The organism is Lentibacillus sp. Marseille-P4043 (assembly GCF_900258515.1).
Classification (GTDB): Bacteria; Bacillota; Bacilli; order Bacillales; family Amphibacillaceae; genus Lentibacillus_C.
Genome location: NZ_LT984884.1, coordinates 2752807 through 2776595, shown reverse-complemented (window position 1 = coordinate 2776595; position 23789 = coordinate 2752807). Strand labels below are relative to the sequence as shown.

Sequence of the window (23789 nt, the reverse complement as noted above, 5' to 3'; positions counted from 1 at the left end):
CGTTACAATCGTTTTTCCGTATAACGTTTGAAAAAGAATGAGATGACTGGATATAGCAGAATCATAAATAACGCATTTCCAATGGCATGATACGTGTCAAACGGCAATCCTGCTAGATAATAAGGAATAAATTTTCCCGTGATCGAGTAGTTTGTCAAGGAAATAATCAACCCATAAAAATACCCGCTGAATATGGCAAAAATAACGATAAGGCTTAATGGAATTCGCTTTGATAGCTTGCCTAACATTCCACTCATAAAGCCAATCATCGCCCACGAGATAACTTGCCAAATTGTCCAGATCCCCATTCCCAACATCATATTTGATAAAAATGTCGTTAACAGTGCTAAGCAAATTGCTGCTACAGGGCCTAAAAATATTCCACAGATGATAATTAGAGATGTAACGGGTTGTACGTTAGGCATGAAAGCGAATGCATATCTCCCTACAACAGCAAGGGCTGCCAGCAATGCAAGTAAGGTTAATTTATATGTATTCACTTCCTATCATTCCCATTTTTGTAAATCGAATGAAACTTCATCTCCAGGGGATAATTCAATATCTTTTGCCCCTTCCATTGCTGTTTCTCCATTCACAAAAAACATCCATGCGGTTTGTTCACCCTTATCCTGTGCTACCCCTTCAATTGATGTAATATATGCGCCGTCAAAATCGGTTTCAATCGTAAAGTTTTCCTCCATGACATCCATTAAATTTGCCCCATCTTCAATGGCAACATCCTTTTCATCGATATATTCCGTTTCTTTATCTTTTGATATTGTAATTGTGACTGTATCTTCGCTTTCTTCCCCTTCACTATTGCTTTGTTGTTCGGTTTGATTGTCGTTCGAAGTCGCTTGCTTCTCTTGTTCATCGCTGTCTCCGCACCCAGTTAATAAACCGATAATAACGATAAATGATGCCAATGTAAATAAACTTTTACGCATTTTCTTTTCCTCCCTGTTTAATAACATAAATGGTATAAATAGAAAAAAGCTGACACACGTGACGAGTCAGCTGCAAAAGACAATCGAAATATATATCATCCATATGAATTCGGTTGTCCCAATTGCTTATACCCTCGAAGCAGATGAAACGTTGATAAATTGGCAGGTCTACTGACTTGTGATGATTCCCTACTCTAGAGCCTTCCCATATGCATTGCATACAGTGGATATCCCTATTTTGTACATCACATACAGTTGCGAGGACAGTTCCAGCTTTTCACTGGATTCCCTTTTAAGCATGTGCACCAATTTCAACTACTTGTTCAATTTTCTTACCATGAAAATAGTATCATAAACTTAAGAAAATGAACATATTTTACGTATCTTTTAAATTTGTCGGAACTTTAAAGGTAAAGGTAGTCCCCTGGTTTAGTTTGCTTTGAACGGAAATGGTCCCATGATGCGCATCAATAATGTTCTTGGCAATTGCTAGGCCTAACCCAGTTCCTTTTTTCTTTTTATTCCGTGTTCTTGATTTATCGGCTTTATAAAAACGTTCGAAAATAAATGGCAAATCTTCTTCCGGAATACCACTGCCATTATCTTCAATCGTAACATAAAATTCTTCAGACGATGAGACAACCGCGACGTTTACGAAACCTTTGACACCAGTGTGGCGAATCGCATTATCAATCAGATTTGTAAAAACTTGTTCCATTCGATCAGGATCACAGTTCAGTGCTGCATTTGTTATTTCCTTTTTCAAATGTAACGTGATTTCATTATCATCAGCAGTTCCTTTGAATTTTTTGAGGATCCGTTCAACAAATTGTTCCACCTGAACGGTTTCTAAATTCAACTGAATATGACCTGCTTCCATCCGCGCCAGGTCCAGCAATTCACTAACAAGTCGACCCATCCGCTGTGATTCCTCGTGAATAATCTGTGCTAACTCATTCTTCTCCTCTGTACTTTCTGCCACATTATCGACAATTGCCTCACTATATCCTTGTAATAAAGAAATTGGTGTTCGTAATTCATGGGATACGTTGGCGATAAAATCTTTCCGTAATTTATCTAGCCGTCGTTCCTCGGTCATGTCCCGGATAACAGCAACTGCTCCGCGCACATATTTCTGATCGTATAATGGGGTCATAATCATTACCCAATTTCTACCTTGTAAAATAATTTCTTTTAAAACTTCTTTTTCTCCTTGAACAACTTCCTGTAAGACTTGGTTTAACTCACTAGGCAGCTTTTTTTCCTCTTCGTTTATTGGCAAATTGTTTTCAAAGTACCAATCTTGAATAAACCGTTCTGCAGGTGGATTGATTACCATCATCTCGCCATTTCGACTTAATGTAATAACACCATCTGCCATGGAATTTACAATACTTGAAAGTTGTTCTTTCTCTTGCCGTAATGCGTTAATATGAAATTTCAACTGTCTCCCCATTCGATTAAATGCCATTGCTAATTCACCAATTTCATCATGAGTCAAAATTGGTACTTTTGTATTAAACTCGCCTCTTGTTAAATCGAAAGCAGCTTCCCTCATTTTGATAAGTGGTGACGTGATTCTGGTTGATAAGAAAAAGGCAAAAATTGTTGTTAGGATAATTGCAATTCCAGCAGCAAGAAAAATTATTTTTGTTGTCTCTGCCTTTGTTTGGTTGATGACATCTAGTGATTGATAAACGAACACGGCTTTATTTTTTTCGGGAACAGGAATACCAACAATCATGATTTCCGTATCTGTCCCTGGTATCATCGTTTGTTTTTTCACTTTATCATTTTTGGTCAATACATCAGCTAGATCCTGATCCGTTTCCAACCAACTTTCCGTTAACTTGGATAATTGATTTTTATTGCTTGGTGATACCCATAATTGATCGTTTTCGGATACGATAGCCACCCTGCTTGACGGATCTTTCACACGATCAGTTGTTTCATAAAGCAAACCCCTGTCATCATATTGGTCCATCATTTCTGAAACCTTTGTTGCTGTTTGCATTAGATCGTTTTCAGCCTCATCAATATGAAGGTTTTCAAAAAATTCCAACAGTAAAATCGTTAAAATAAATAATACAAAAGAAACTAGCAATAATATGGTTACTGCTAGTTTCCCTACTACGCTACGCCAAAACATTATACATCATCAACCTCGAATTTATATCCTACGCCCCAAACCGTTACAATCATCTTAGAGGCTTCTTTGGATACATGGTTTAATTTTTCCCGTAATCGTTTCACATGGGTGTCAACGGTTCGCAAATCACCAAAAAATTCGTATTGCCATACCTCTTTTAAAAGTTGTTCCCGATTAAACACTTTATTGGGAGCCTTTGCTAGAAAACATAATAACTCGTATTCTTTCGGTGTTAAACTTACGTCCCCTCCATCAGCGGTAACCTGATGGGCATCATAATCAATCGTTAGATGTGGGAACATAATCATGTTTTTTTGCTCTACTGGCTCTTCTACTTCTTTTACAGTAGTAGACGTACGACGTAACAGGGCTTTCACACGTAATACGACTTCTCTTGGACTAAAAGGTTTGACAATATAGTCATCTGTACCGACTTCAAATCCTTGGACACGATTAGCTTCTTCCCCTTTTGCAGTTAACATAATAACAGGGGTATCTTTTTCTTTTCTTAATTTCTGACAAACTTCTATTCCATCCATCTCTGGCATCATGAGATCTAGTAAAATGACAGCATAATCATTCTCCAATGCTAACTGTAATGCGTCATTGCCATTGCTTGCTTCCTCGACAATGAAGTCTTCACGTTCAAGATACATCCGGATTAACCGTCTAATTCGATCTTCATCATCAACAACCAAAATTTTCGCATTAGCATCCATGTAAAATTCCCCCTCTTATACCCTTAGATAATGTAAGATTGGTAAAAAGTATAAGAAAAACGCTAAGTGCGCTTTTCTTATAATAATGAATCGACTAGGCGTACGAGTGCAACCCTGCTAGGATTAGGTTAACAGCAATAAGGTTAAACATGATGATGGCAAATCCGCCAACAGCTAACCAGGCTGATTTTTCCCCATGCCATCCTCTAGAAAGGCGTAAATGTAAGAATGCTGCATAAAAGAACCATGTTACAAGTGCCCATACTTCTTTTGGATCCCAGCCCCAGAAACGGTCCCAGGCTATTTGTGCCCAGATAGCTGCGAATATTAAACCGCCAAGGGTGAAAACTGGAAAACCAATTGCAACAGCACGATATGAAATTTCATCCAATAAATCTGGCTTCGCTTTTCTAAGCAATGGTTGAATTGCAGCACCAATCCTTTTTCTAACAATTAACCGGACAAGAACATAAATAATTAGTCCCGTAAAGACAGACCAAATAACGGTATTAAGCTTACGTCCTGCATCGGCCCCATGCATCCATGATGGTGTTTCAAACCAAGGTTCCATGACTCCCTCAGAAATCAATGTGCTATCATTCGGTGCAGCGATTGCTGGCATGTGATAGTCCGTTGTCATCTGCTCATCTTCTGGTCCGTATTGGAATTGAGCATGATAGTCCATTGTATTGAAAATAACCGTTATGACACTGAACCCAACAAATATGAACAACGCGAATAAAATAATTTCCAGCCAAGTTGTTCGACTGCTTCGTACAGATTGGTCGATTTGGCGAATTAAAAAGATTAATCCGGCCACAAAGCTAATCGATAGGATTGCTTCGGCAAGTGACACTGTCGTTACATGAATGTATAACCAATGACTTTGCAGTGAAGGCACTAATGGCGAAATTTCAGTTGGAAACATACTTGCAAAAGCAATAACAATTAAAGCAATTGGCAATGCGAATAAACCTAAAATACTTAAGCGGTAAATAAAGTAAATGATAATAAACGCAAATACCAAGCCCATACCAAAGAAAGTCATAAATTCAAACATGTTACTAACTGGTGCATGTCCGCTCGCTATCCATCTTGTAACAAAATAAACAAGCTGTGAAAGAAAACCAATGATTGTTATGGTTATACCGATTTTTCCGGCAACACCTTTTTTATTTTTAACGTTTTTTTGCCTGATTGTCGCCCCGAAGAAAGCGGTGGCGATCAAATATAGAAAAAATGCGATATATAGGGTCGTTTCACTAATACTAAGATAATCCATCAATATCCTCCTCTTATAGGCGTAGGTTCACTTAATCTTCCAGTTCTTGCTGATCCACTACCATGTTAACGTTTGTACCTTCAATTACTTTTTCAATATCCTTCTTGATTCCAAACCAGTTTTTATTCGTATGTGCAGCAACAAGTAATCCGTTATCTTTTGGATGGATCCAAATCCGTCGATGATGCCAGTACATGCCTTGGATAACCCCAATCATGAAGATAATCGCACCTAAAATAAAGAATGGAAGTGTATAGTCTTTTCGTACGGTTATCCCACTAACATCACGAAGCTCATAGTCTGCTAATCCGAGCTTATACTGATTTCCTTTTGTCATCGGATTATTTTCTCCTACCCCAACGAAACTCGTTTCAGCCTGATCACTTCCAGGAGCATAGATCGATAACTCAAAAGCTGGATTTCTAGGATATTTCGATTTTGATCTTGGTTCACCATTATCCGAATAATATTCTGGATAGTATTGTTCCACCACAACACGGGTACCGTTATCCAATTTGTATTCTGGTTTTGGTGAATCTAAGTCGATGGTAAATGTTCCTAGACCATTGTTATTGTCATCAAGTGCGTCTTCATTGCGCAATTCGAAGTCATCAATCGCGAGTTGGTATTGATTTTCCCCAGTTGCGTCAATATTTCTACCTAACCCAACAAAACTTACCTCAGGGTCGTCACTGTCTGGTGGATAAACGAAAAAGACAAATGCTGGATTACGTGGAACATCCGAATCCGATTTTGGTTCACCATTATCCAAGTAATAATCGGGATAAAATTGATTTACAACAACACGAAATCCGTTATCAAGCTCGTATTCATTTTTAGGAGAGTTTAAGTCGATTGTAAATGAATCAAGCGTATCCCCCGTTTTATCATCATCGGTTATTTTATTTAGGTTAAACTGTAAATTTTTAAATTCCACTAATGATTCGATATTAAATGACATACTGGAAAACTCATTTAATTGGTAGCCTGCTTGATATAATGTGTAGCCATCAAATTTAAGTGGCTGATTCATACGAATTTCGCCATCTGTAACTTTTTCTAGTTCGGGATCTGCGCCCGCAACAGATGTTTCCTTCTTTTTATAGATAACTGCATTCGTTTGATAGTTTTTAGCGACCATGCCTTCTTGATCGATCGCTTCTTTAAATCGGCCTTCTGAATCGTTTTCGTCGTATGTTTCTAAAATAAAGTCGTTATTTTTAATGTAATATTCCCCATCCGTTGATGGAATGACTGTTTGTTGCCCCTCACGTACCCAAACATAATCATCTAGGTATAATAGTGGGGTCATTCTCAAAATTGCTGCTAGCAAAATGATAATTAAGCCGATATGATTGACATAAGGACCCCACCGAGAAAATCGCCCTTTTTCCGCTAAAATATGTCCATTTTCTTCGCGAACTTTATAGCGTTGTTGCTTCAGGGCATTCTTGATCTTTTCTTTTTCTTCTGTTGTTACTTCTTCTGTTTCACTATAAAGTCGTTGTCTGTTCAAAAATGTTTCATGGCGTTTTGCTTTTTGTCGTTTTAATGCCTTGTACAATGGAACAAAGCGATCAATACTGCAAATAACTAATGAAATACCGATAAGTGCGATTAATATCATGTACCACCATGAACTGTATAAATGGTAAAACCCAAGCTGGTAATAGATTTTCCCAAACAAGCCGAAAGTTGACTCATAATAGACAGCAGGGTCACGCGAAACTGCTTCAGCTGGTATGTATTCTTCTTGTGGGAAAATAGTTCCGATTGCTGAGGCAACCAATGCTATGACAATCAGCCAGACCCCAACCTTGACAGACGAGAAAAAACTCCATATTTTGTCGACAAATGACTTGTTATAGGTTTGTGATCTACGGGCACTGCCATCATAACGCATGTTTAATAATTTGCGTTTATCATTCCCGTCAATGTGCTGGTTTTTTTCAATCGGTTTCCCACAAGCCTCACATAAAACGGTACCCTCTGGATTAACGTGGCCACATTCACATTTAATTTCGTTAATACTCATACATATCCCTCACATTAATCGTGTTTATTTCGGTTCAATTTGCTGCAAGTAGCCTTCGATTCGATCCAATGTTAGTGCTCCTTCGACAATTTCTACTACTTCTCCCTCAGGATTAATAAAAAATGTACTAGGAATTGGACCGACACTGTATTGATCCATTACCGTTCCTTTTGTATCGTGTGGAACCGGAAATGTTAAATCGTACTTGTCAATAAATCGATTAATCACAAGTTCTGTGGAATCTAAATTAACGGCAACAATTTCTACACCTTTATCCTTGTATTCGGGATACAATTTTTCCATATAAGGCATCTCAGATTCACATGGTTTGCAATAGGTGGCCCAGAAATTAAGCATAACACCTTTTCCTTCTAAGTCACTAAGCTGAACTGTTTCAAGTTCGTTATTTTTGTTGATTTGTTCTAATGCAAAGTCTGGTGCTTTGTCGCCAACATCAATATTCGTTTTATCTTTTGTTAAATTAGATACCAAGGCATAAACCACCGCAACTAGTAATATTGCTAATATGACCGATCGAAACACGAGACGATTTCGTTTTTTCTTTTTTTTAGCCGGACTAATATCCCTTGTCGTCAATACTACTCACTCCCCATGTCATTATAGCATGTAAACATATTGGTAAATTTGACTATTATTCAACAATTTTGCTAGCTTCCTGGCGCATCTTTTTTACCTCATGGGGTGTTAAAGCTCTAAATTCCCCAGGTTGCAACCCTTTTAAGGTTAACATCCCGTATTGTTCCCTCTTCAGTTTCATAACGGGATAACCTATTTGTTCCATCATTCTTCTAATATGACGATTTTTACCCTCATGTAAGGTGATTTCGATAATCGATGTTTGGCTATCTTTATCTGTTGACAAAATATTATAATGGACAGCCTTTAATATATCTCTGTCTGCTTTAACCCCTTTTCTTAGAACGTTTAATTCATTCTTACGGGGAATTCCCTTTATTTTTGCAACATAAACCTTGTCAACGCTATATCTTGGATGCATTAAAAGGTTTGCGAATTCACCATCGTTTGTCAGGATTATAATGCCTGAGGAATCATAATCCAACCGTCCAATTGGAAAAATTCGCTCTGGTACGTCTTGAAAAAAATCTGTAACTACTTTTCTATTCTTGTCATCTTTAACACTTGATATAACGCCGCGTGGTTTATAAAGCATGAAATAAACTGGGGTTTCCTTCTGCAATGGTACCCCATTAACTTCGATCTCGTCATTGTTGGATACTTTTGTACCTAATTCGGTCATTACCTTGCCATTTACTTTTACCTTGCCATCGACGATTAGCTGTTCTGCCTTTCGCCTTGAGGTAACGCCGCTTTTAGCGATAACTTTTTGTAGTCGTTCTAACGTGTTCGTCATGTTATATCACCAATTTCCTTCTGATTTATTTTTGACACTTTTATTGCTGTTTTAAATACCCCTTTTTTGTGGAATGTTTCCTTTATCTCCTGCGGTTCACTCCAGTCTATACGTCGCTTATCGGGCGCTTTCGCTTTTGTTCATCCAGCTACAGCGCCCAGCGACTAGTAGACTTCCCTCACCTCCGTACGATAAGTCAACATTGGCTCGCTTACGCTCACCATGTTTCCTTTATCTCCTGCGGTTCACTCCAGTCTATACGTCGCTTATCGGGCGCTTTCGCTTTTGTTCCCAACACAATAGTAGCGTTAACTCTAGGTTAACGCTACTTTTAAGGTTTATCCAAATACGATTGTGACGATGATAATCGAGGCTATTATACCAATTAGGTCGGCAATGAGTCCAACCTTTAGGGCATATCGCATTTTTTTAATTCCGACTGCACCAAAATAGATCGTGAGAATGTATAAAGTCGTATCTGTACTACCTTGCATGGTGGAGGCCAATCGTCCGATGAATGAATCTGGACCGTGTGTGTCGATTAATTCGGTTGTGACACCTAACGCGGCAGTTCCAGAAATAGGTCTTACAAGTGCTAGTGGGACGATATCTGGCGGCACACCTAGAAAACTTAAAACCGGTGACAGAAGACCAATGAATGCATCAAGTGCACCTGATGCCCGCAAGATTGCGATTGAAACGATCATTCCTACTAAAAAAGGAAGTAAAGAAAATGCCATCTTGACACCTTCCTTTCCTCCTTCAACAAACAACTCGTATGCAGGAACGCGTTTCCATGTACCGACAATCAGGACGATCATAATAAAACATGGGATGAGCCACGTACTAACTGCTGTAATCGCAGCCAAAACTACCCCCTCCTTAAACTCCGATAATAATAAAAACGGTCAACCATTATTGCACTCAGGGATGACACGACCGTTGCAATGATGGTGGTACCGACAATTTCAGTTGGTGATGTAGCATTATAATGCATTCGGATTGCAATAACGGTCGTCGGAATGATGGTTAGGCTTGACGTATTCAAGGCTAAAAAGGTAATCATTGATCGTGAAGCGGTATCCGTACCACTTAATTGTTTCATTTGCTCCATTGCTTTGATTCCCATTGGTGTCGCCGCATTGCCTAATCCAAACATATTAGCAGTGAAGTTGGACAGAATATACCCGATTGCTGGATGATCTTTTGGTATCTCTGGAAACAATTTCACCACAATCGGACGGAATAATTTTGCGAGGAATTGTAAAATACCCGCCTTTTCAGCAATCTTCATAATACCGAGCCAAAATACAAGAATACTAATTAAACCAATCGATATCGTAACAGCTTCATCTGCACTTTCAAAAACTGCTTTGTTTACATCTTCCATGGTTCCGTTAATCATTGCATATAGTATTCCAATGATTGCCATGGATGCCCAAATAATATTAACCATATTAATCCATCCCAACCATTTGTCTTAACATTGACATTGTGTCCGTTAATAAACTAGTACGGACTGTTTTCTGCTGTCCTTTGCTAAATATCGGAACTTCACTTATCGGTTTATGGTCAAGGTAAAAAATTGTTTTCCCAATAATCTCGTCATCTTTTTTGGTAGTATCATCTAGTAAGAATGTTTTTTTCTGGATATTCCCTACTTCATCTTTCTGCAATGGATAATGAAGACTATGTTTAACATAGCCTCTCGTAATATCATCCGAGCCGTTTACGTGATAGGTTTGGACTCCTTTATCAAGCACGGAAGTCATGTCATACGTATCAAATGCCCATTCATACATGCCAATATGATCCTTCCAGTCATCAGGCGCGTTTAATGTTACTGCAATTAGATCCATCTTATCTTTATGAGCCGCTGAAACCAATGTTCGTCCAGCTATTTTGGTAAATCCCGTTTTCCCACCTATGCAATAGTCATATAACGAGGTTAATAGCTTATTTTTATTTCCCCATGCATATTCCCGTGTACTAGCTTTATAGGAAGTAGTACCGGTAATCTTCTTAAAAACATCATTGGACATGGCATACCGCATTAGTAATGCCATATCATATGCCGTTGAATAGTGTTGTTCAGCATGCAGCCCATGTGGGTTTTCAAAATGGGTGTTGGTCATTCCGAGCCACTGTGCTTTTTCATTCATTAAGTAGTTAAATCCTTCCACACTACCACCGACATGCTCTGCAATTGCAACTGCTGCATCGTTGCCCGAGCGAAGCATCAATCCATATACAAGATCTTTTAGTTTCATCTTTTCACCCTGTTCCAGATAAATTGATGAACCACCAGTGTATACAGCTCGTCTACTTGTCGTGACCATCTCGTCCATTTTTCCAGATTCAATTGCGATAATCGCTGTCATGATTTTCGTTATACTTGCGATCGGCTTTTTTTCATGCGCATTTTTCTCATACAACACCCTTCCTGTTGATTGTTCCATTAAAACAGCATTATTTGCTGATGTTCCTGGTTTTGCTTGTCCAATAATCGGAAAAAAGAGACTCAGTAACAAAAATAATGTGATTGTTAAATAAACAGAACGCATAGTGGGCTTCCTCCCGCAGTTTTTGTGTCTGTATATTTTATGCGGGACAAGATCGGATATGAATAAAAACAATTCTGTGGATTTTTTTCAAATGGCCTTTTATATATGACACAGACTGAAATGGAGATTGGACTGCCATTACGGAAAAACACTTTGCTTGATACGCAGGCTCGGGTTGATGTTTTCGTTTTCGGGTTGATGTTCCCGCGCTCGGGGTCGATGATTCTGCTTTTGGGTTGATGTTTTCGCGCTCGGGTTGATGTTTTCGTTTTCGGGTTGATGTTTCCGTTTTTGGGTTGATGTTTTCGTTTTCGGGTCGATGATTTTGCTTTCGGGTTGATGTTTTCGTTTTCGGGTTGATGATTCTGCTTTCGGGTTGATGTTTTTGCTTTTGGGTTGATGTTCCCGCGTTAGTTACATCGCATTTTATATCTATTGTGCAAAAATACAACAATCTTTTAAAAAACAGCCTAAATAAAAAAGTAACCCCTTGCCATATTTATAAAGCAAGGGGGTTTGAGCATTAGTTTGACTGATCCATTTCCATATTAAATTTTTCAAAAAACAAATCTGCTTCGTGCTCGACATCATCCTGCTCAACATTATCAGGTAATGGTGGCAATTCATCTAGTGAGGTTAGTCCAAAATACGTTAAGAAATCTGTGCTAGTGCCAAACAAGATCGGCCTGCCAACACCTTCACGCCTGCCAACTTCTTCAATTAACGACCTGGCAAGTAGAGTCTGCACTGGCCGATCACTTTTGACACCACGAATATCTTCTATCTCCGTTCTTGTGATCGGTTGCTGATAAGCGATGATTGCCAGGGTTTCTAAAGCTGCTTGCGACATTCTGGACGTTTGTGGTGTTTCCAATAGTTTTTTGAAATAAGCACTATGTTCGGGTTTCGTTGTCAAATGGAATACGTCATGTGATTGCATCATCATGATACCCCTATCCGTATGTTCGTAATCATATTTTAATTCTTCAAGCAAATGGATAACTGTTGATGTGTTCACTTCTAGTATTTTAGAAATCTGCTTGATTGTAATGCCTTGATCACCGCTGGCAAACAATAACCCTTCCACAATAGCTTTTAAATCTGTATTCTTCACGATTGTTCCTCCATATAAAAAACATATAGTGTATCCAATTGTTTCTCTTGAACACAATATACTTCTTTCTCTTTCATTAACTCTAATAATGCCATAAAGGTAACAACAATATGGGAGCGGGATTGATAAGTAAACAAATTATCAAACGAAACACCCTGCTCAGATGCTTTTACGACCTGTCTGACTTCCTTCATCCGTTCTTCAATGGAAATTTCGATTCGTTTTATCTTTGTTTCTAGCGGCTCGTTCCATTTCTTTCGTTCCAGCATTTTCCCAAGCGCACCTAACATATCATAAATGGAAATATCGCCTTTTTCGACTGGTTGATCCACGTCAACATTGTCGAAATGGACAGGAGATCGTGTGAAAATTTGGTTCGCATCAAGTTCTTTCTCCTGCAGGTTTTCAGCTGCTTTTTTATATTTTCGATATTCAATGAGACGACCCATTAACTCCTCCCTAGGATCTTCCGCAAATTCGTCATCCTCCGTTTCGATTTCCTGTTTTGGCAGGAGCATCTGACTTTTTAATGCAAGCAATGTTGAAGCCATAACGAGATATTCACTAGCAATATTTAATTCCAACTTTTGCATCGTGTGTATGTATTCCATATATTGTCTGGTGATTTGCGCAACCGGAATATCGTATATATCAATCTCATACCGATTAATTAAATGTAATAATAAATCAAGCGGTCCTTCAAAAGAATCTATTTTCACTTGGTATGCTTGATTCATATCGTTTTTCTTCCTTTCTGTTTGAAGCCTATAGACGAATTCAACGAAAAAATAACAAACCTGTCATAATCGCCTATACATTTTGTCTGTTCCCTACATACGTTATTAACGTAAGATAAATGTTCTCAAATAGACATTTATTCTTTAAGTCGAAAAAGGAGGAATTTCATTATGGGTGCAGGTTATGGCGGTGGATTTGCGTTAATCGTCGTATTGTTCATTCTTCTAATTATCGTTGGTGCTGCGTGGTTATAGAATTATAGTCTCGTCACATTAACGATAACAAAATGATTGATTAGAGACGAAATGAATGAACGGGTACAAAGAGCCAACCCAATCATAAAGGGTTGGCTCTTTATTTTAGTTTTCATCATTACATTTATTGTAAAATTGTTGGGTAAACTCATCGGCACATACAGCGTATTTATCTTGGTACATATTGTTTATTTCATGAACCATTTTCTTACCAATGCCTGCATTTCGGTGTGATGGATTAACAGAAATATGCTGAACAACCGCATTAAGGTCGTCCTCTATTCTTAATCCAATTGCACCCAAAACATCATCGTCTTCTTTCCATAGAAAAAGATGCCAATTTGGATTCGATTCATATTCTTTAATTGTTTGCTGCAATTTTTTTACATCTTTTCCTTCAGGCATAAAAGACAGTAATCCCATTGCAATCTTTTCCATATTCTTTTTATAACGAATTAGCATAGATACCCCTCATTATGAAAATAACTTACCAACCATGGAGAGAAGGAAAATAATCCCTACAACTACGATCACCCAAAACAATATTTTATCTTGTTTTGCTCCATTTGTCATTTCGAAATCATCCCCTAAAGGAGTTGTATATTCTATTTATGCCCTAATACGGCATAATTGTCAAATTGAAATGTCTAAAAAACAAACACTGTCCAATAGATAATTCCCCAAGTTATGCCGATGGAGAGCAGTATGGCAAATAAAATCCAATTCTTTTTACGTTGACTCAAGTGACTTTCATCCTTTATTCAGCATTGACAGTTTCTCTAAAAGTATACTATTTATCTATTCCATTCCTTAAAATGTGTGTAGGCCTGAGAAACTGTTTTTACGATTGTATAACCATCTGAATGTTTTTCTTTTAGTTTAAATGGAATAATATTAACGATGGCAAGCCATATATTAAACAGAATGAATAATTGAACATATCCATTTGCAAAACCAAACAGTAGATAAACCAAACAAGCAGCGATCCCGTTAATAAACGGGCCGCAGATGGTAATCCAAACGATTTCCATTGGTTTATAAGGTTTATTTCTTTCACTATATGCAAGACCACCCAAAAAGAACAATGCATGAATAGAAACACGATATTGTTTGTGCGAGAAATGATACATCTTTTTCCCGACCCCAACTGCTAGTGTTATCTGATCGGCTTTTACCAATCTTGCTCCAAGCATATGACCACATTCATGCAAAACTGTACTAATAGGAGCAATGAAAAATAGTAGCCATAGTAGTACATAAATATCCATACATCACTTCCTAAATGTACAGGCTGAATCCTTACGCTTCAAAAACCTTCATTTCTTTCATGACATCGCCATTCTTCATTGCCTTTGCGTATTCCACACCTGATGTAACTTGTCCAAAAACTGTATGAACACCATCTAGATGTGGTTGAGCTTCATGAACAATGAAAAATTGACAGCTGCCAGTATCTTTTCCAGCATGTGCCATTGATAATGATCCTTCTACATGTTTATGTGGGTTTCCTTCCGTTTCACATTTGATTGTATAACCGGCATTGCCTGTTCCATTTCCATTTGGACAACCACCTTGACTGACAAAGCCATCTATTACCCGGTGGAATGTTAACCCATCATAAAAATTGTCGTTCGCAAGTTTTTCAAAATTAGCTACAGTATTTGGTGCTTCCTCTGGAAAAAGGTCAAATTCGATTTTATTCCCATTTTCCATTACAATATATCCTTTTTTAGCCATTATTCTATCCCCTTTATGTAAAATTCCTTTTTAGATCAAGTTAATCTTACCATTTAATTCGTTTTATTAAAAGAAAATAAGCGTATTCAATGATACGCTCATTTTTCATATGATAAATCATTTCTCACAACATCTTGATAGGTTTCCCTTGCAACGACTAGCTTGTCCTGCCCATTTTCAACAAAAACAACAGCAGGGTTTGGAAGCCGGTTATAGTGGCTGGCCATTGAATATCCATAGGCTCCTGTTGAGAAAACGGCTAGAATATCACCATCTTTTACTTCTGGAACAGGTAAATCCCAAATGAGCATATCGCCGGATTCACAACATTTACCAGCAATCGATGCCATTTGAACAGGGTCATGATCGACCTTATTCGCGATAACCCCGTCATATTTAGCTTGATACAGCGCCGGACGTAGATTGTCGGTCATTCCGCCATCAATTGAAATGTAGTTACGAATTCCCGGGATCTGTTTCATGGAACCAACTGTATACAAGGTTATTCCAGCGTTTCCAGCAATTGCCCGCCCTGGCTCAATCCAAATTTCTGGTAAAGGTATGGATAGTGCTTCAGCATGTTGCTTAACCGCTTTGACAAGGGCTTCCACGTATATGTTTAAGTCGATCGGGTTATCCGCTGCTGTATAACGAATACCAAAACCACCACCAAGATTCAATACTTCCGGTACATAGCCGGATTGTTCTTTCCATTTGGCAATTTCTTCAAACAATCGTTCAGTGGCCATTAAAAAACGGTCTGTCTCAAATATTTGTGAGCCAATATGGCAATGCAACCCCTTGAAATTTATGCGTTTATGGTTGTACAGTCGCACAAATGCTTCATCAGCCTGTCCATTATGCAAATTAAAGCCGAATTTAGAGTCTTCATTGCCTGTCATAATATATTGATGTGTGTTTGACTCAATTCCAGGTGTTACCCGCATCAGCACATCCATTTGTTTTTGATGTTCGTCAAGTAATGCTTCTAGAAGGTCGATATCATGAAAATTATCAACCACAATGCAACCAATATTGTGCTCAATGCCCATCTCCATTTCCTGGATGCTCTTGTTATTTCCGTGTAAATGGATTCGCTCAACAGGGAAATCCGCTTGTAATGCGGTATACAATTCCCCCTCCGAAACAACATCAAGGCTTAAATTTTCTTGTTTCATTACTTGCAGCATCGCAATGGAAGAGAATGCCTTGCTTGCATATGCAACTTGAGCTTTTACATTCAATTGTTCAAAAGTATGGACAAACGCCTGACAGTTCCTCCGAATCATGCCGACGTCATAAACATATAAAGGTGTGCCGTATTTCGCAGCTAAATCAATTGTATCGATACCACCTACCATTAAATGTCCATTGTTCGTTAAAAATGGATGATTATCTTTGATCATTTTGTCCCCATCCTCTTCACGTTGAATCATAAAAGTACTTTATCATAATGAAGCAGAAATGAAAAGGGATGGCTTTTTTATGAATCTTTTTTTAATGGTTGGCTATAGGTGTTTCGCGGATGTACGATACTTGGCCGTTTGTTGTTGAATGGTACAGGGATACGAAAGAGAATATGTGTAATCGCCCTTAAGTTGAACGGAATAAACGGCCAAAAATAAGGCGTCCGCAATGATTTTAAACTTACCAAAAAGAGAAGATAAGCGGTAAATCCGACTGCAAAACCAATTACACCAAATATAGCTGTGACAATGACTAGGAATAACCGGCCCAATTTGTTGGCCACACTTAATTCATAACTAGGCGTCACATAAGAACCAATCGCACTAATGGAAACATATAAAATAACTTCCGGACTAAGCATGCCGACATCGATCGCGATTTGGCCAATCAACACCGCCGCAATTAATCCCATGGCTGTTGACAATGGGGTTGGTGTATGAATGGCCGCCATTCGCAGGAATTCCACACCTAAAATCCCTAGTATAATTTGTACCGTTATCGGGATATTTCCTTCTTCGTTTGGACCAATAAACGATAGTGACTTAGGCAACAATGTCGGATCCATGGCAAAGAGCAGCCACATTGGCAAAAGAAAGATGGATGCTAAAATTGCCAGAAACCTTGCCCAGCGAATAAATGACCCAACAGCAGGTCGTTGCCGATATTCTTCAGCGTGTTGAACATGATGAAAAAAGGTGGTCGGCAAGATGATGACACTTGGTGATGTATCAACGATAATCACGACATGCCCTTCTAGTATATGATGGGCAGCAACGTCTGGTCGTTCAGTGTATCGGACCATCGGATATGGATTCCATTTACTGTTGATCATAAATTCTTCTAACGTTTTATCCGCCATTGACATGCCATCTATTTCCACTTCTCGGATTTTCTTTTTGATTAATTTGACTAATCCCTCATCTGCTACATCATGTAAATAGCAGACACAAACGTCCATTTTTGAACGTTCTCCTACCTTCAGCATTTCGTGACGCAATCGTTCATCACGAATTCTTCTTCTCGTTAAGGCGGTATTTTCAATTACATTTTCTGTGTATCCGTCCCTGGAACCCCGAACGACGTGCTCTGTATCCGGTTCTTCCGGGGTTCGACCAGGATAATGACGAACATCAATGACAAATGCCTCGTCTTCTCCATCAACAAAAATAACGATTAAACCAGATAAAATTTGATCAACCGCTTCATCCAATGATTTAATTCGCTCAACCTGTTGATGGACTAATCGATTCTCTATGATTTCTTGAACTTTTTTTCGATTTCCTTCATTATCATTAATCTGAACAAGGACTTTCATAATTTGCACAATTATAGAAGAATCAACTAAGCCATTCAGGTAGTACAATTGGATCTTATTTTTTAATACGACCATTTCTCGAAATCCAACATCGAACGAGATGCCAATTCCAATTTTTTCTTTCATAAAAGCTTCAATATCATCGATGTCTGGAGAAATTGGACTTTTATCCTTTGTATCTGTCATAGTTGCTGAATCACTCCATTCCTAATTGACATTACTTTACAAAAACGAGCCATTGAAACAACGACCCAGCTACTTTTCCAAAAACGATTGCCATCAGAAATGCTAATAATTGCTGTTCCATGCCTATTCGTTTAGAAAGAAGCGGGAAAACATTTAATACCTCTGTCAATGCTGCGGCCAACATCCCGTTGAAAATGCCATGAAATCCACCCCAAAGAATTAATATAATCAGCGGTTGATTCCACGTTATATCTGTAAATGAAAGATAGGTTCCAACTAACATACCAATGATCACGCATGCACCATAAACACGTATTAAATGATCAGTTTTACTTAATTGAATTAATCTGGGAATAATGCCTAAAACGGTTAAAAAGGCAACAAAGCCACCCCCAACAGCAAGACCTCCAGCAAATCCTATAATTATTTCCGCAAGACAAATCAAGCTATTACTTATCATTTAGTTTATTTTCGTTGTAACTGACATATTGATCAAGATCTTGCTGGTAATTAAAGATCTCCACTTCAAGTGGGCTTGGCTCCTCATTAAACCGTTTTTTAAACCAGTGATTGAAAAATAATAACATGCCGAGTCCGAGTCCGATTGAATATGGTATTTGAATCCATAGCGGATAGTCATTATGCTCACCGGTTAGCAAAAAATGAAGTCTTTGCTGAACCTCTTGCATACTGACATCATAATGAAAATTCATGATTGTCATCGCTGTTCCGATAAATAGTAATAGCCATACAAACGCAACAACTAAAGGATTTGGTGCCTTTTTTCGTTTGACAATCCGGATGATCGTCTGATTTGGACCTAACAGCTGAAATTCCAAATTCGGATACTTGTTTCGTAAATGGTCAATGATTAAAAAGCTATCGATAACAACGATATTACGGTCTTTTTTCGTAATCCTATAGAGGACGGTTTCTTCCATTTCGGTTTTATGCTCGGAAGACGTTGACAAATAGGCAATATCTTTTAAATGGACGGCCTGCAAATCTGTTGTTTCCACATTCTTTTTCATCCGCAAATAAACAATATCGACCATATGTATCACCTCAATTATCTGTGACGTAAGGATAGTATTTGTTAAACGTGATATTTTATAACAAAAAAACAAATCACCACATAAATGTGATGATTTGTTTTTGGGTGTTTGCGTTATGTAACTAACCCATTTGCGCTTTCATGTCGTGTAATATTTTTTTCTCTAATCGTGATACTTGCACTTGCGATATTCCTAGCCTGTCTGCTACTTCCGATTGGGTTTTATCTTTGTAGTACCGCAAGTAAACAATTAACCGTTCACGCTCATTCAACCCCCGAATCGCTTCTTGCAGTGATATTTTGTCAAACCATTTCGTGTCCTGGTCAGCTATTTGGTCTAATAATGTAATTGGATCGCCATCATTTTCAAATACGGTTTCATGAATGGAATGTGGCGATTTTGCAGCCTCTTCCGCATGGACAACATCTTCTGCAGGTATATCCAAGGCTTCTGCTATTTCATGAATGGTTGGTGACCTTCCAAGTTTTTTGGTTAATTCATCTTTTTTCTTACGGATTTTATTCCCTACTTCTTTTAAGGAACGGCTTACTTTAATGCTTCCATCATCACGAATGAATCGTTGAATCTCTCCAATAATCATGGGAACGGCATACGTCGAAAAACGAACGTCATACGAAAGATCAAATTTGTCAATGGATTTAATTAAACCGATACTACCAATCTGAAACAAATCGTCTGGGTCATAGCCACGATTGATAAAACGCTGCACCACAGACCAGACAAGTCGTATATTTTTTTCTACGAGTAAATCTCTAGCATCTTTATCGCCTTGTTGACTTTTATAAATATACTCCTTTACTTGCTCATCGGTTAAAGGATCTTTACGATTCAAATGCTTTACATTTACATCCATAGGCATCCCCTAGTTACAAACCGTCTTATTTTTCGTTAATTGTTTTGTCATTTGTACCGTTGTTCCCTCTCCAGCCACGGAGATGACGTTTACTGTATCCATGAAATTTTCAATGATCGTAAATCCCATTCCCGATCTTTCTAATTCCGGTTTTGATGTGAATAACGGCTGTCTTGCCTCTTCCACATCTCCAATTCCAATCCCATTATCTTTAATCGTTAATTCCAGTTCATCATCGCGTAACACACACGATATAGAAACTTTTTGATTCGACTCATTGTTGTATCCATGAATAATTGCATTTGTCACCGCTTCTGATACAACGGTTTTAATTTCGGTCAGTTCGTCCATTGTTGGATCAATCTGTGAAACAAATGCTGCTACCGTTACACGTGCAAACGATTCATTTTCACTAACACTGGCAAATTCCACAACCATTTCATTATTCATGAAGCCACCCCCAACGTTACTAAAGCAAATTGCTCGTTCTCCTCTAAACGAACAATTTTAAATAGACCAGACATTTCGAATAAACGGTTAACTGCTGGTGAAACGGAGCAAACAACCATTTCACCACCCAATTGCAAAACTTCTTTATAGCGACCTAATATCACCCCAAGTCCTGAACTATCCATAAATGATACGGATTCGAGGTTGAGTACAACATGTTTTACTGCGTTTTTATACATCATTTCCTTCCATTCATTGCGCAGACTTTCCGCTTCGTGGTGATCTAATTCACCCGACAATCGGACAATTAAGACATCTTCTTTCACATCAAACATCGTACTAAGACCCATTTTTGCTTTTCCTCCTCACAAATACGTTGTACAGTCTATTTCAAGATAAAGTGGGTCAATTCCTGCACGTTGACAAAAGAAGAAATAATTCGACGAAACTAGAGCAAAAATGCAGGAAGTGGAAGATTAATTGTCCACTCCTGCTAACGATTCATTTCTTCAAAGCCTTAGCGGTATTTTACCATTTCATTGATGGAACGTTTGAATAAGGTTAAAAATGACGCTGGTTGAACATTTTTATTGATAGTGAGTGGCGTTTTCGATAAAACCTTATCTCCATCTTTAACAGTTAATGTCCCTACTTGATCCCCTTTGCTAAGTGGTAGATCTAAGCTATTCTTCAATTTGACAGATGTTGTAATATTTTTTGGTTCTTCATCTTTTTTATGAAGTGTGCTGATTGATTCGGATGCAACAACGTTTAATTTTTTATTCTCAGCTTTTAATAAATCAAGCGTTGTGATCGTTTGCCCCTTTTCAAATAGTTTTGTTGTACCAAATTGACTAAAGGCATAATCTAGCATTTGGCTTACAGTCTCATTGCGCTCTTTTGTTGTCTTTGCTCCCATTACAACAGCAATTACACGCATATCCTGTTTTTCTGCAGTTGCCGTTAAACAATACTTTGCTTCATTCGTATAACCGGTTTTCAGACCATCCACACCAGGATAAAATTTCACGAGTTTATTCGTATTCACTAACCAAAATTCATCCTCGGTTCCTTTTCGTAAATAGTCCTCATAGATTGATGTATAATTCGTTATTGCTTCGTATTTTAATAGTTCCTTCGCCATAACTGCCATATCATGGGCTGTACTATAATGATCGTCTGCGGGTAGTCCTGTTGTATTATTGAAATGGGTGTTTTTTAAATTTAATTCTGCTACCTTCTCATTCATTTTCTGCACAAATGCTTCCTCACTACCGGCTATTTTTTCAGCCAGGGCCACACTTGCATCATTTCCGGATGCAATAGCAATCCCTTTTAACAGATCATCGACCGTCATTTCTTCCCCGGCTTCCAGAAATATTTGCGATCCCCCCATGGATGCTGCTCGTTCACTTACTCTAACTTTCTCATCCAATTGCAAATTTCCTTTATCGAGTTGTTCCATAATTAACAAGAGGGTCATGATTTTCGTCATACTTGCGGGCGGAAGTTTTTCGTCTGCATTCTTATCAAATAATAGTTTACCTGTATCGCGTTCCATTAAAATTGCCGATTTCGCATCAGGTGCAAGGTTTACCGACTGATCGGTTTTATCCGTATCCTTCTCCTCACCAAACACAGTAATGGCTGAGACCGATAATAGAGAAAAAACGATACTAACTAGTAAAACAATTTTTTTCATAACCTTACCTCCAAGAATCAATATAACCCTAGGATTGCCATGATATTAAATTTTTATAACATGAGAAAAGCGGAAGCGCCCGTTAAGCGACGTATGAACTGCGCCCGTGCAACACGGGTGGTTCAAGACGTGAGCGCATAGCGGCGAACTTAATTGAACATTCCTACCGTATGAGATAAAGGAAACATGCCACTTCATAGGGGTATGCCGACGTTGGACGCAAAGTCCGGTTTTAGTCGGCCCTCCTTCAATACCTGAATCGATGTTGACTTATCGTAAGGAGGCGGGTGTTGTTCACTAGTCGCTGGGCGCTGGTCGATGAAAACGCCACGTCCTGTGGCTTCATCGACACTAGTACGTCCTGTACGTCGGAGCTAGACATGGCCTACCTTGTCATTAGTGGGACAAAGCCAAATTTTAACTTCCATATCTAACACAAAAAGGGCACACATTGTTTCTGTGTGCCCCAAGTATGAATAGAATTATTCTGTTACGATATCATAGATTAAAGAAGGTGCTGAAACGTTGTCAGTTGAGACTTCAATCGATTGATATAGTTTCTCTTTTACTTCTTCAATATTAGCTTGATTTGCATGAATAGTTAACAATGATTCGCCAGCTTCAACCTGGTCACCGACTTTCTTATGAAGAACGATTCCCACAGCAAGGTCGATCACCGATTCTTTTGTTGCTCGACCGGCTCCAAGCATCATGGCGGCTGTTCCTAGGTCATCAGCGATAATGTTCTTGATCGTTCCTGCTTCTTTTGCTGGCAATTCAACCATGTAGTCAGCTTTTGGCATTAATTCAGGGTGATCAGCCACACTTGCATCACCGCCTTGCGATTGTAAGAACGTTTTAAACTGTTCAAATGCTTTGCCGTTCTCCATGTTTGCCTTTAGTTGTTCTCTAGCCTCATCAAGACTGGAAGCTTTTTTAGCTAGTACAACCATTTGACTACCTAATGTCAGACAAAGTTCTGTTAAATCTTCTGGGCCTTTTCCTTGAAGTGTGTCAATTGCTTCTTTTACTTCAAGCGCATTCCCAATTGCATAGCCAAGTGGTTGACTCATGTCGGAAATAACCGCCATTGTGTTTCTGCCAACCCGATTTCCAATTGATACCATTGCTTGTGCAAGACTTTTGGCATCATCAAGGCTTTTCATAAATGCACCGGCACCTGTTTTTACGTCAAGTACAATAGCGTCCGCACCAGAGGCGATTTTTTTACTCATAATCGAGCTTGCAATTAATGGGATTGAATTAACCGTTGCTGTTACGTCGCGTAAGCTGTATAGTTTTTTGTCTGCAGGGGTTAAGTTTCCAGATTGGCCGACGACAGCGACTTTATTTTTATTTACCAAATCGATAAATTCATCACTCGTTATTTCAACGTGAAAACCTGGGACAGCCTCTAACTTATCAATCGTCCCACCAGTATGGCCTAGTCCTCTTCCGCTCATTTTTGCAACTGGTACACCAAGCGATGCCACAAGTGGGGCAAGAATTAATGTTGTAGTGTCCCCTACACCGCCTGTGGAGTGCTTATCTACTTTTATTCCGGATATAGCAGACAAGTCAATCTTATCACCAGAATCAACCATTGCGGTCGTTAACACAGCACGTTCTTCTTCGGTCATATCTTGAAAATAGACTGCCATTAATAATGCACTAACTTGATAGTCCGGTATATCTCCATTTGTATAACCATTTATAAAAAATTGAATTTCCTCATTTGTGAGTTCGTGCCCGTCTCGTTTCTTTTCAATTAAATCGTACATTCTCATGTTATCTATCACCTTTACATC

General features: G+C 38.6%; 27 protein-coding genes and 1 riboswitch. Of the genes, 1 reads left to right on the top strand and 26 read right to left on the bottom strand.

Features of this window, described 5'->3' with window-relative positions; all coding sequences use genetic code 11:
• Positions 1 to 2 precede the first annotated feature (2 nt).
• The 14 genes from C8270_RS13720 to C8270_RS13655 all read right to left on the bottom strand — a co-directional run bounded on the left by C8270_RS13720 (position 3) and on the right by C8270_RS13655 (position 12940).
• Positions 3 to 500 (bottom strand): ECF transporter S component, encoded by a 498-nt coding sequence (locus C8270_RS13720; protein ID WP_106497372.1) that lies wholly within the window; start codon positions 498 to 500, stop codon positions 3 to 5.
• A 6-nt stretch (positions 501 to 506) separates the two neighbouring features.
• Positions 507 to 947, bottom strand: coding sequence for a DUF4430 domain-containing protein (locus tag C8270_RS13715; protein WP_106497371.1), 441 nt, complete (start codon positions 945 to 947; stop codon positions 507 to 509).
• A gap of 144 nt (positions 948 to 1091) precedes the next feature.
• Positions 1092 to 1270, bottom strand: a riboswitch (cobalamin riboswitch).
• 53 nt (positions 1271 to 1323) lie between these two features.
• A complete protein-coding gene (locus tag C8270_RS13710) occupies positions 1324 to 3096 on the bottom strand; it encodes an ATP-binding protein (RefSeq protein WP_106497370.1) in 1773 nt (590 codons plus the stop codon).
• Positions 3096 to 3815: a response regulator transcription factor gene (locus C8270_RS13705; protein ID WP_106497369.1), complete on the bottom strand. Its 720-nt coding sequence runs from the start codon at positions 3813 to 3815 to the stop codon at positions 3096 to 3098. The genes C8270_RS13710 and C8270_RS13705 overlap by 1 nt, the downstream gene beginning before the upstream one ends.
• Positions 3816 to 3909: 94 nt before the next feature.
• Positions 3910 to 5097 (bottom strand): c-type cytochrome biogenesis protein CcsB, encoded by a 1188-nt coding sequence (gene ccsB / locus C8270_RS13700; RefSeq protein ID WP_106497368.1) that lies wholly within the window; start codon positions 5095 to 5097, stop codon positions 3910 to 3912.
• Positions 5098 to 5128: 31 nt separating this feature from the next.
• Entirely contained in the window at positions 5129 to 7126 is a 1998-nt protein-coding gene (resB, locus tag C8270_RS13695) for a cytochrome c biogenesis protein ResB (protein WP_234028649.1), read from the bottom strand.
• Positions 7127 to 7156: 30 nt separating this feature from the next.
• Positions 7157 to 7729, bottom strand: a complete 573-nt coding sequence (resA, locus tag C8270_RS13690; RefSeq protein WP_106497366.1) for a thiol-disulfide oxidoreductase ResA — start codon at positions 7727 to 7729, stop codon at positions 7157 to 7159.
• Between the two features lie 55 nt (positions 7730 to 7784).
• Positions 7785 to 8525, bottom strand: a complete 741-nt coding sequence (locus tag C8270_RS13685; protein ID WP_106497365.1) for a pseudouridine synthase — start codon at positions 8523 to 8525, stop codon at positions 7785 to 7787.
• 338 nt (positions 8526 to 8863) lie between these two features.
• Positions 8864 to 9394 carry a spore maturation protein gene (locus C8270_RS13680; protein WP_106497364.1) on the bottom strand — a complete coding sequence of 177 codons (531 nt, stop codon included), beginning with the start codon at positions 9392 to 9394 and terminating at the stop codon, positions 8864 to 8866.
• Between the two features lie 2 nt (positions 9395 to 9396).
• The gene (locus tag C8270_RS13675; protein WP_106497363.1) at positions 9397 to 9981 is read right to left on the bottom strand and encodes a nucleoside recognition domain-containing protein; all 585 of its coding nucleotides are present in this window, start codon (positions 9979 to 9981) and stop codon (positions 9397 to 9399) included.
• 1 nt (position 9982) lies between these two features.
• On the bottom strand, positions 9983 to 11089 hold the full coding sequence (locus C8270_RS13670) for a D-alanyl-D-alanine carboxypeptidase family protein (RefSeq protein ID WP_106497362.1): 1107 nt from the start codon (positions 11087 to 11089) through the stop codon (positions 9983 to 9985).
• A gap of 37 nt (positions 11090 to 11126) precedes the next feature.
• Entirely contained in the window at positions 11127 to 11540 is a 414-nt protein-coding gene (locus tag C8270_RS13665; protein WP_158701731.1) for a hypothetical protein, read from the bottom strand.
• 72 nt (positions 11541 to 11612) lie between these two features.
• The gene (gene scpB / locus C8270_RS13660) at positions 11613 to 12203 is read right to left on the bottom strand and encodes an SMC-Scp complex subunit ScpB (protein WP_106497360.1); all 591 of its coding nucleotides are present in this window, start codon (positions 12201 to 12203) and stop codon (positions 11613 to 11615) included.
• Entirely contained in the window at positions 12200 to 12940 is a 741-nt protein-coding gene (locus tag C8270_RS13655) for a segregation/condensation protein A (RefSeq protein WP_106497359.1), read from the bottom strand. Before C8270_RS13655 ends, scpB begins: the two co-directional genes overlap by 4 nt.
• A 171-nt stretch (positions 12941 to 13111) precedes the next feature.
• Between C8270_RS13655 and C8270_RS13650 the strand changes: the two genes are divergently transcribed.
• Positions 13112 to 13195 carry a YjcZ family sporulation protein gene (locus C8270_RS13650; RefSeq protein ID WP_064503397.1) on the top strand — a complete coding sequence of 28 codons (84 nt, stop codon included), beginning with the start codon at positions 13112 to 13114 and terminating at the stop codon, positions 13193 to 13195.
• Between the two features lie 105 nt (positions 13196 to 13300).
• Here C8270_RS13650 and C8270_RS13645 read toward each other — a convergent pair whose 3' ends face one another.
• The 12 genes from C8270_RS13645 to C8270_RS13590 form a co-directional block, all read right to left on the bottom strand.
• The gene (locus tag C8270_RS13645; RefSeq protein WP_106497358.1) at positions 13301 to 13657 is read right to left on the bottom strand and encodes a GNAT family N-acetyltransferase; all 357 of its coding nucleotides are present in this window, start codon (positions 13655 to 13657) and stop codon (positions 13301 to 13303) included.
• A gap of 332 nt (positions 13658 to 13989) precedes the next feature.
• On the bottom strand, positions 13990 to 14463 hold the full coding sequence (locus tag C8270_RS13640; RefSeq protein ID WP_106497357.1) for a site-2 protease family protein: 474 nt from the start codon (positions 14461 to 14463) through the stop codon (positions 13990 to 13992).
• A gap of 31 nt (positions 14464 to 14494) precedes the next feature.
• Positions 14495 to 14932, bottom strand: coding sequence for a peptidylprolyl isomerase (locus C8270_RS13635; RefSeq protein ID WP_106497356.1), 438 nt, complete (start codon positions 14930 to 14932; stop codon positions 14495 to 14497).
• Between the two features lie 98 nt (positions 14933 to 15030).
• On the bottom strand, positions 15031 to 16338 hold the full coding sequence (gene lysA / locus C8270_RS13630; protein WP_106497355.1) for a diaminopimelate decarboxylase: 1308 nt from the start codon (positions 16336 to 16338) through the stop codon (positions 15031 to 15033).
• 77 nt (positions 16339 to 16415) lie between these two features.
• Positions 16416 to 17900 (bottom strand): spore germination protein, encoded by a 1485-nt coding sequence (locus C8270_RS13625; RefSeq protein WP_106497354.1) that lies wholly within the window; start codon positions 17898 to 17900, stop codon positions 16416 to 16418.
• A 31-nt stretch (positions 17901 to 17931) separates the two neighbouring features.
• Positions 17932 to 18360, bottom strand: coding sequence for a stage V sporulation protein AB (locus tag C8270_RS13620; RefSeq protein WP_106497353.1), 429 nt, complete (start codon positions 18358 to 18360; stop codon positions 17932 to 17934).
• Entirely contained in the window at positions 18350 to 18955 is a 606-nt protein-coding gene (locus tag C8270_RS13615; protein WP_106497352.1) for a stage V sporulation protein AA, read from the bottom strand. Before C8270_RS13615 ends, C8270_RS13620 begins: the two co-directional genes overlap by 11 nt.
• Positions 18956 to 19076: 121 nt before the next feature.
• Positions 19077 to 19829 (bottom strand): RNA polymerase sporulation sigma factor SigF, encoded by a 753-nt coding sequence (sigF, locus tag C8270_RS13610; protein WP_106497351.1) that lies wholly within the window; start codon positions 19827 to 19829, stop codon positions 19077 to 19079.
• A 9-nt stretch (positions 19830 to 19838) separates the two neighbouring features.
• Complete coding sequence (gene spoIIAB / locus C8270_RS13605) at positions 19839 to 20279, bottom strand: anti-sigma F factor (protein ID WP_106497350.1); 441 nt, start codon at positions 20277 to 20279, stop codon at positions 19839 to 19841.
• The gene (gene spoIIAA / locus C8270_RS13600) at positions 20276 to 20629 is read right to left on the bottom strand and encodes an anti-sigma F factor antagonist (RefSeq protein ID WP_106497349.1); all 354 of its coding nucleotides are present in this window, start codon (positions 20627 to 20629) and stop codon (positions 20276 to 20278) included. The genes spoIIAB and spoIIAA overlap by 4 nt, the downstream gene beginning before the upstream one ends.
• A 167-nt stretch (positions 20630 to 20796) precedes the next feature.
• On the bottom strand, positions 20797 to 21981 hold the full coding sequence (locus C8270_RS13595) for a D-alanyl-D-alanine carboxypeptidase family protein (protein WP_106497348.1): 1185 nt from the start codon (positions 21979 to 21981) through the stop codon (positions 20797 to 20799).
• Positions 21982 to 22463: 482 nt separating this feature from the next.
• On the bottom strand, positions 22464 to 23768 hold the full coding sequence (locus C8270_RS13590; RefSeq protein WP_106497347.1) for a pyrimidine-nucleoside phosphorylase: 1305 nt from the start codon (positions 23766 to 23768) through the stop codon (positions 22464 to 22466).
• Between the last annotated feature and the right edge of the window lie 21 nt (positions 23769 to 23789).

What these genes read in the sequence shown, in the direction of transcription:
- C8270_RS13615 (WP_106497352.1), bottom strand. Translation starts at nt 18,955, where the DNA reads ATGGTCGATATTGTTTATTTGCGGATGAAAAAGAATGTGGAAACAACA.
- C8270_RS13710 (WP_106497370.1), bottom strand. Translation starts at nt 3,096, where the DNA reads ATGTTTTGGCGTAGCGTAGTAGGGAAACTAGCAGTAACCATATTATTG.
- C8270_RS13635 (WP_106497356.1), bottom strand. Translation starts at nt 14,932, where the DNA reads ATGGCTAAAAAAGGATATATTGTAATGGAAAATGGGAATAAAATCGAA.
- C8270_RS13625 (WP_106497354.1), bottom strand. Translation starts at nt 17,900, where the DNA reads ATGACAGATACAAAGGATAAAAGTCCAATTTCTCCAGACATCGATGAT.
- spoIIAA (WP_106497349.1), bottom strand. Translation starts at nt 20,629, where the DNA reads ATGGGTCTTAGTACGATGTTTGATGTGAAAGAAGATGTCTTAATTGTC.
- C8270_RS13715 (WP_106497371.1), bottom strand. Translation starts at nt 947, where the DNA reads ATGCGTAAAAGTTTATTTACATTGGCATCATTTATCGTTATTATCGGT.
- C8270_RS13640 (WP_106497357.1), bottom strand. Translation starts at nt 14,463, where the DNA reads ATGGATATTTATGTACTACTATGGCTACTATTTTTCATTGCTCCTATT.
- C8270_RS13645 (WP_106497358.1), bottom strand. Translation starts at nt 13,657, where the DNA reads ATGCTAATTCGTTATAAAAAGAATATGGAAAAGATTGCAATGGGATTA.
- C8270_RS13670 (WP_106497362.1), bottom strand. Translation starts at nt 11,089, where the DNA reads ATGCGTTCTGTTTATTTAACAATCACATTATTTTTGTTACTGAGTCTC.
- C8270_RS13705 (WP_106497369.1), bottom strand. Translation starts at nt 3,815, where the DNA reads ATGGATGCTAATGCGAAAATTTTGGTTGTTGATGATGAAGATCGAATT.
- C8270_RS13595 (WP_106497348.1), bottom strand. Translation starts at nt 21,981, where the DNA reads ATGAAAAAAATTGTTTTACTAGTTAGTATCGTTTTTTCTCTATTATCG.
- C8270_RS13620 (WP_106497353.1), bottom strand. Translation starts at nt 18,360, where the DNA reads ATGATAAGTAATAGCTTGATTTGTCTTGCGGAAATAATTATAGGATTT.
- C8270_RS13685 (WP_106497365.1), bottom strand. Translation starts at nt 8,525, where the DNA reads ATGACGAACACGTTAGAACGACTACAAAAAGTTATCGCTAAAAGCGGC.
- C8270_RS13655 (WP_106497359.1), bottom strand. Translation starts at nt 12,940, where the DNA reads ATGAATCAAGCATACCAAGTGAAAATAGATTCTTTTGAAGGACCGCTT.
- ccsB (WP_106497368.1), bottom strand. Translation starts at nt 5,097, where the DNA reads ATGGATTATCTTAGTATTAGTGAAACGACCCTATATATCGCATTTTTT.
- spoIIAB (WP_106497350.1), bottom strand. Translation starts at nt 20,279, where the DNA reads ATGAATAATGAAATGGTTGTGGAATTTGCCAGTGTTAGTGAAAATGAA.
- C8270_RS13675 (WP_106497363.1), bottom strand. Translation starts at nt 9,981, where the DNA reads ATGGTTAATATTATTTGGGCATCCATGGCAATCATTGGAATACTATAT.
- C8270_RS13650 (WP_064503397.1), top strand. Translation starts at nt 13,112, where the DNA reads ATGGGTGCAGGTTATGGCGGTGGATTTGCGTTAATCGTCGTATTGTTC.
- sigF (WP_106497351.1), bottom strand. Translation starts at nt 19,829, where the DNA reads ATGGATGTAAATGTAAAGCATTTGAATCGTAAAGATCCTTTAACCGAT.
- C8270_RS13590 (WP_106497347.1), bottom strand. Translation starts at nt 23,768, where the DNA reads ATGAGAATGTACGATTTAATTGAAAAGAAACGAGACGGGCACGAACTC.
- lysA (WP_106497355.1), bottom strand. Translation starts at nt 16,338, where the DNA reads ATGATCAAAGATAATCATCCATTTTTAACGAACAATGGACATTTAATG.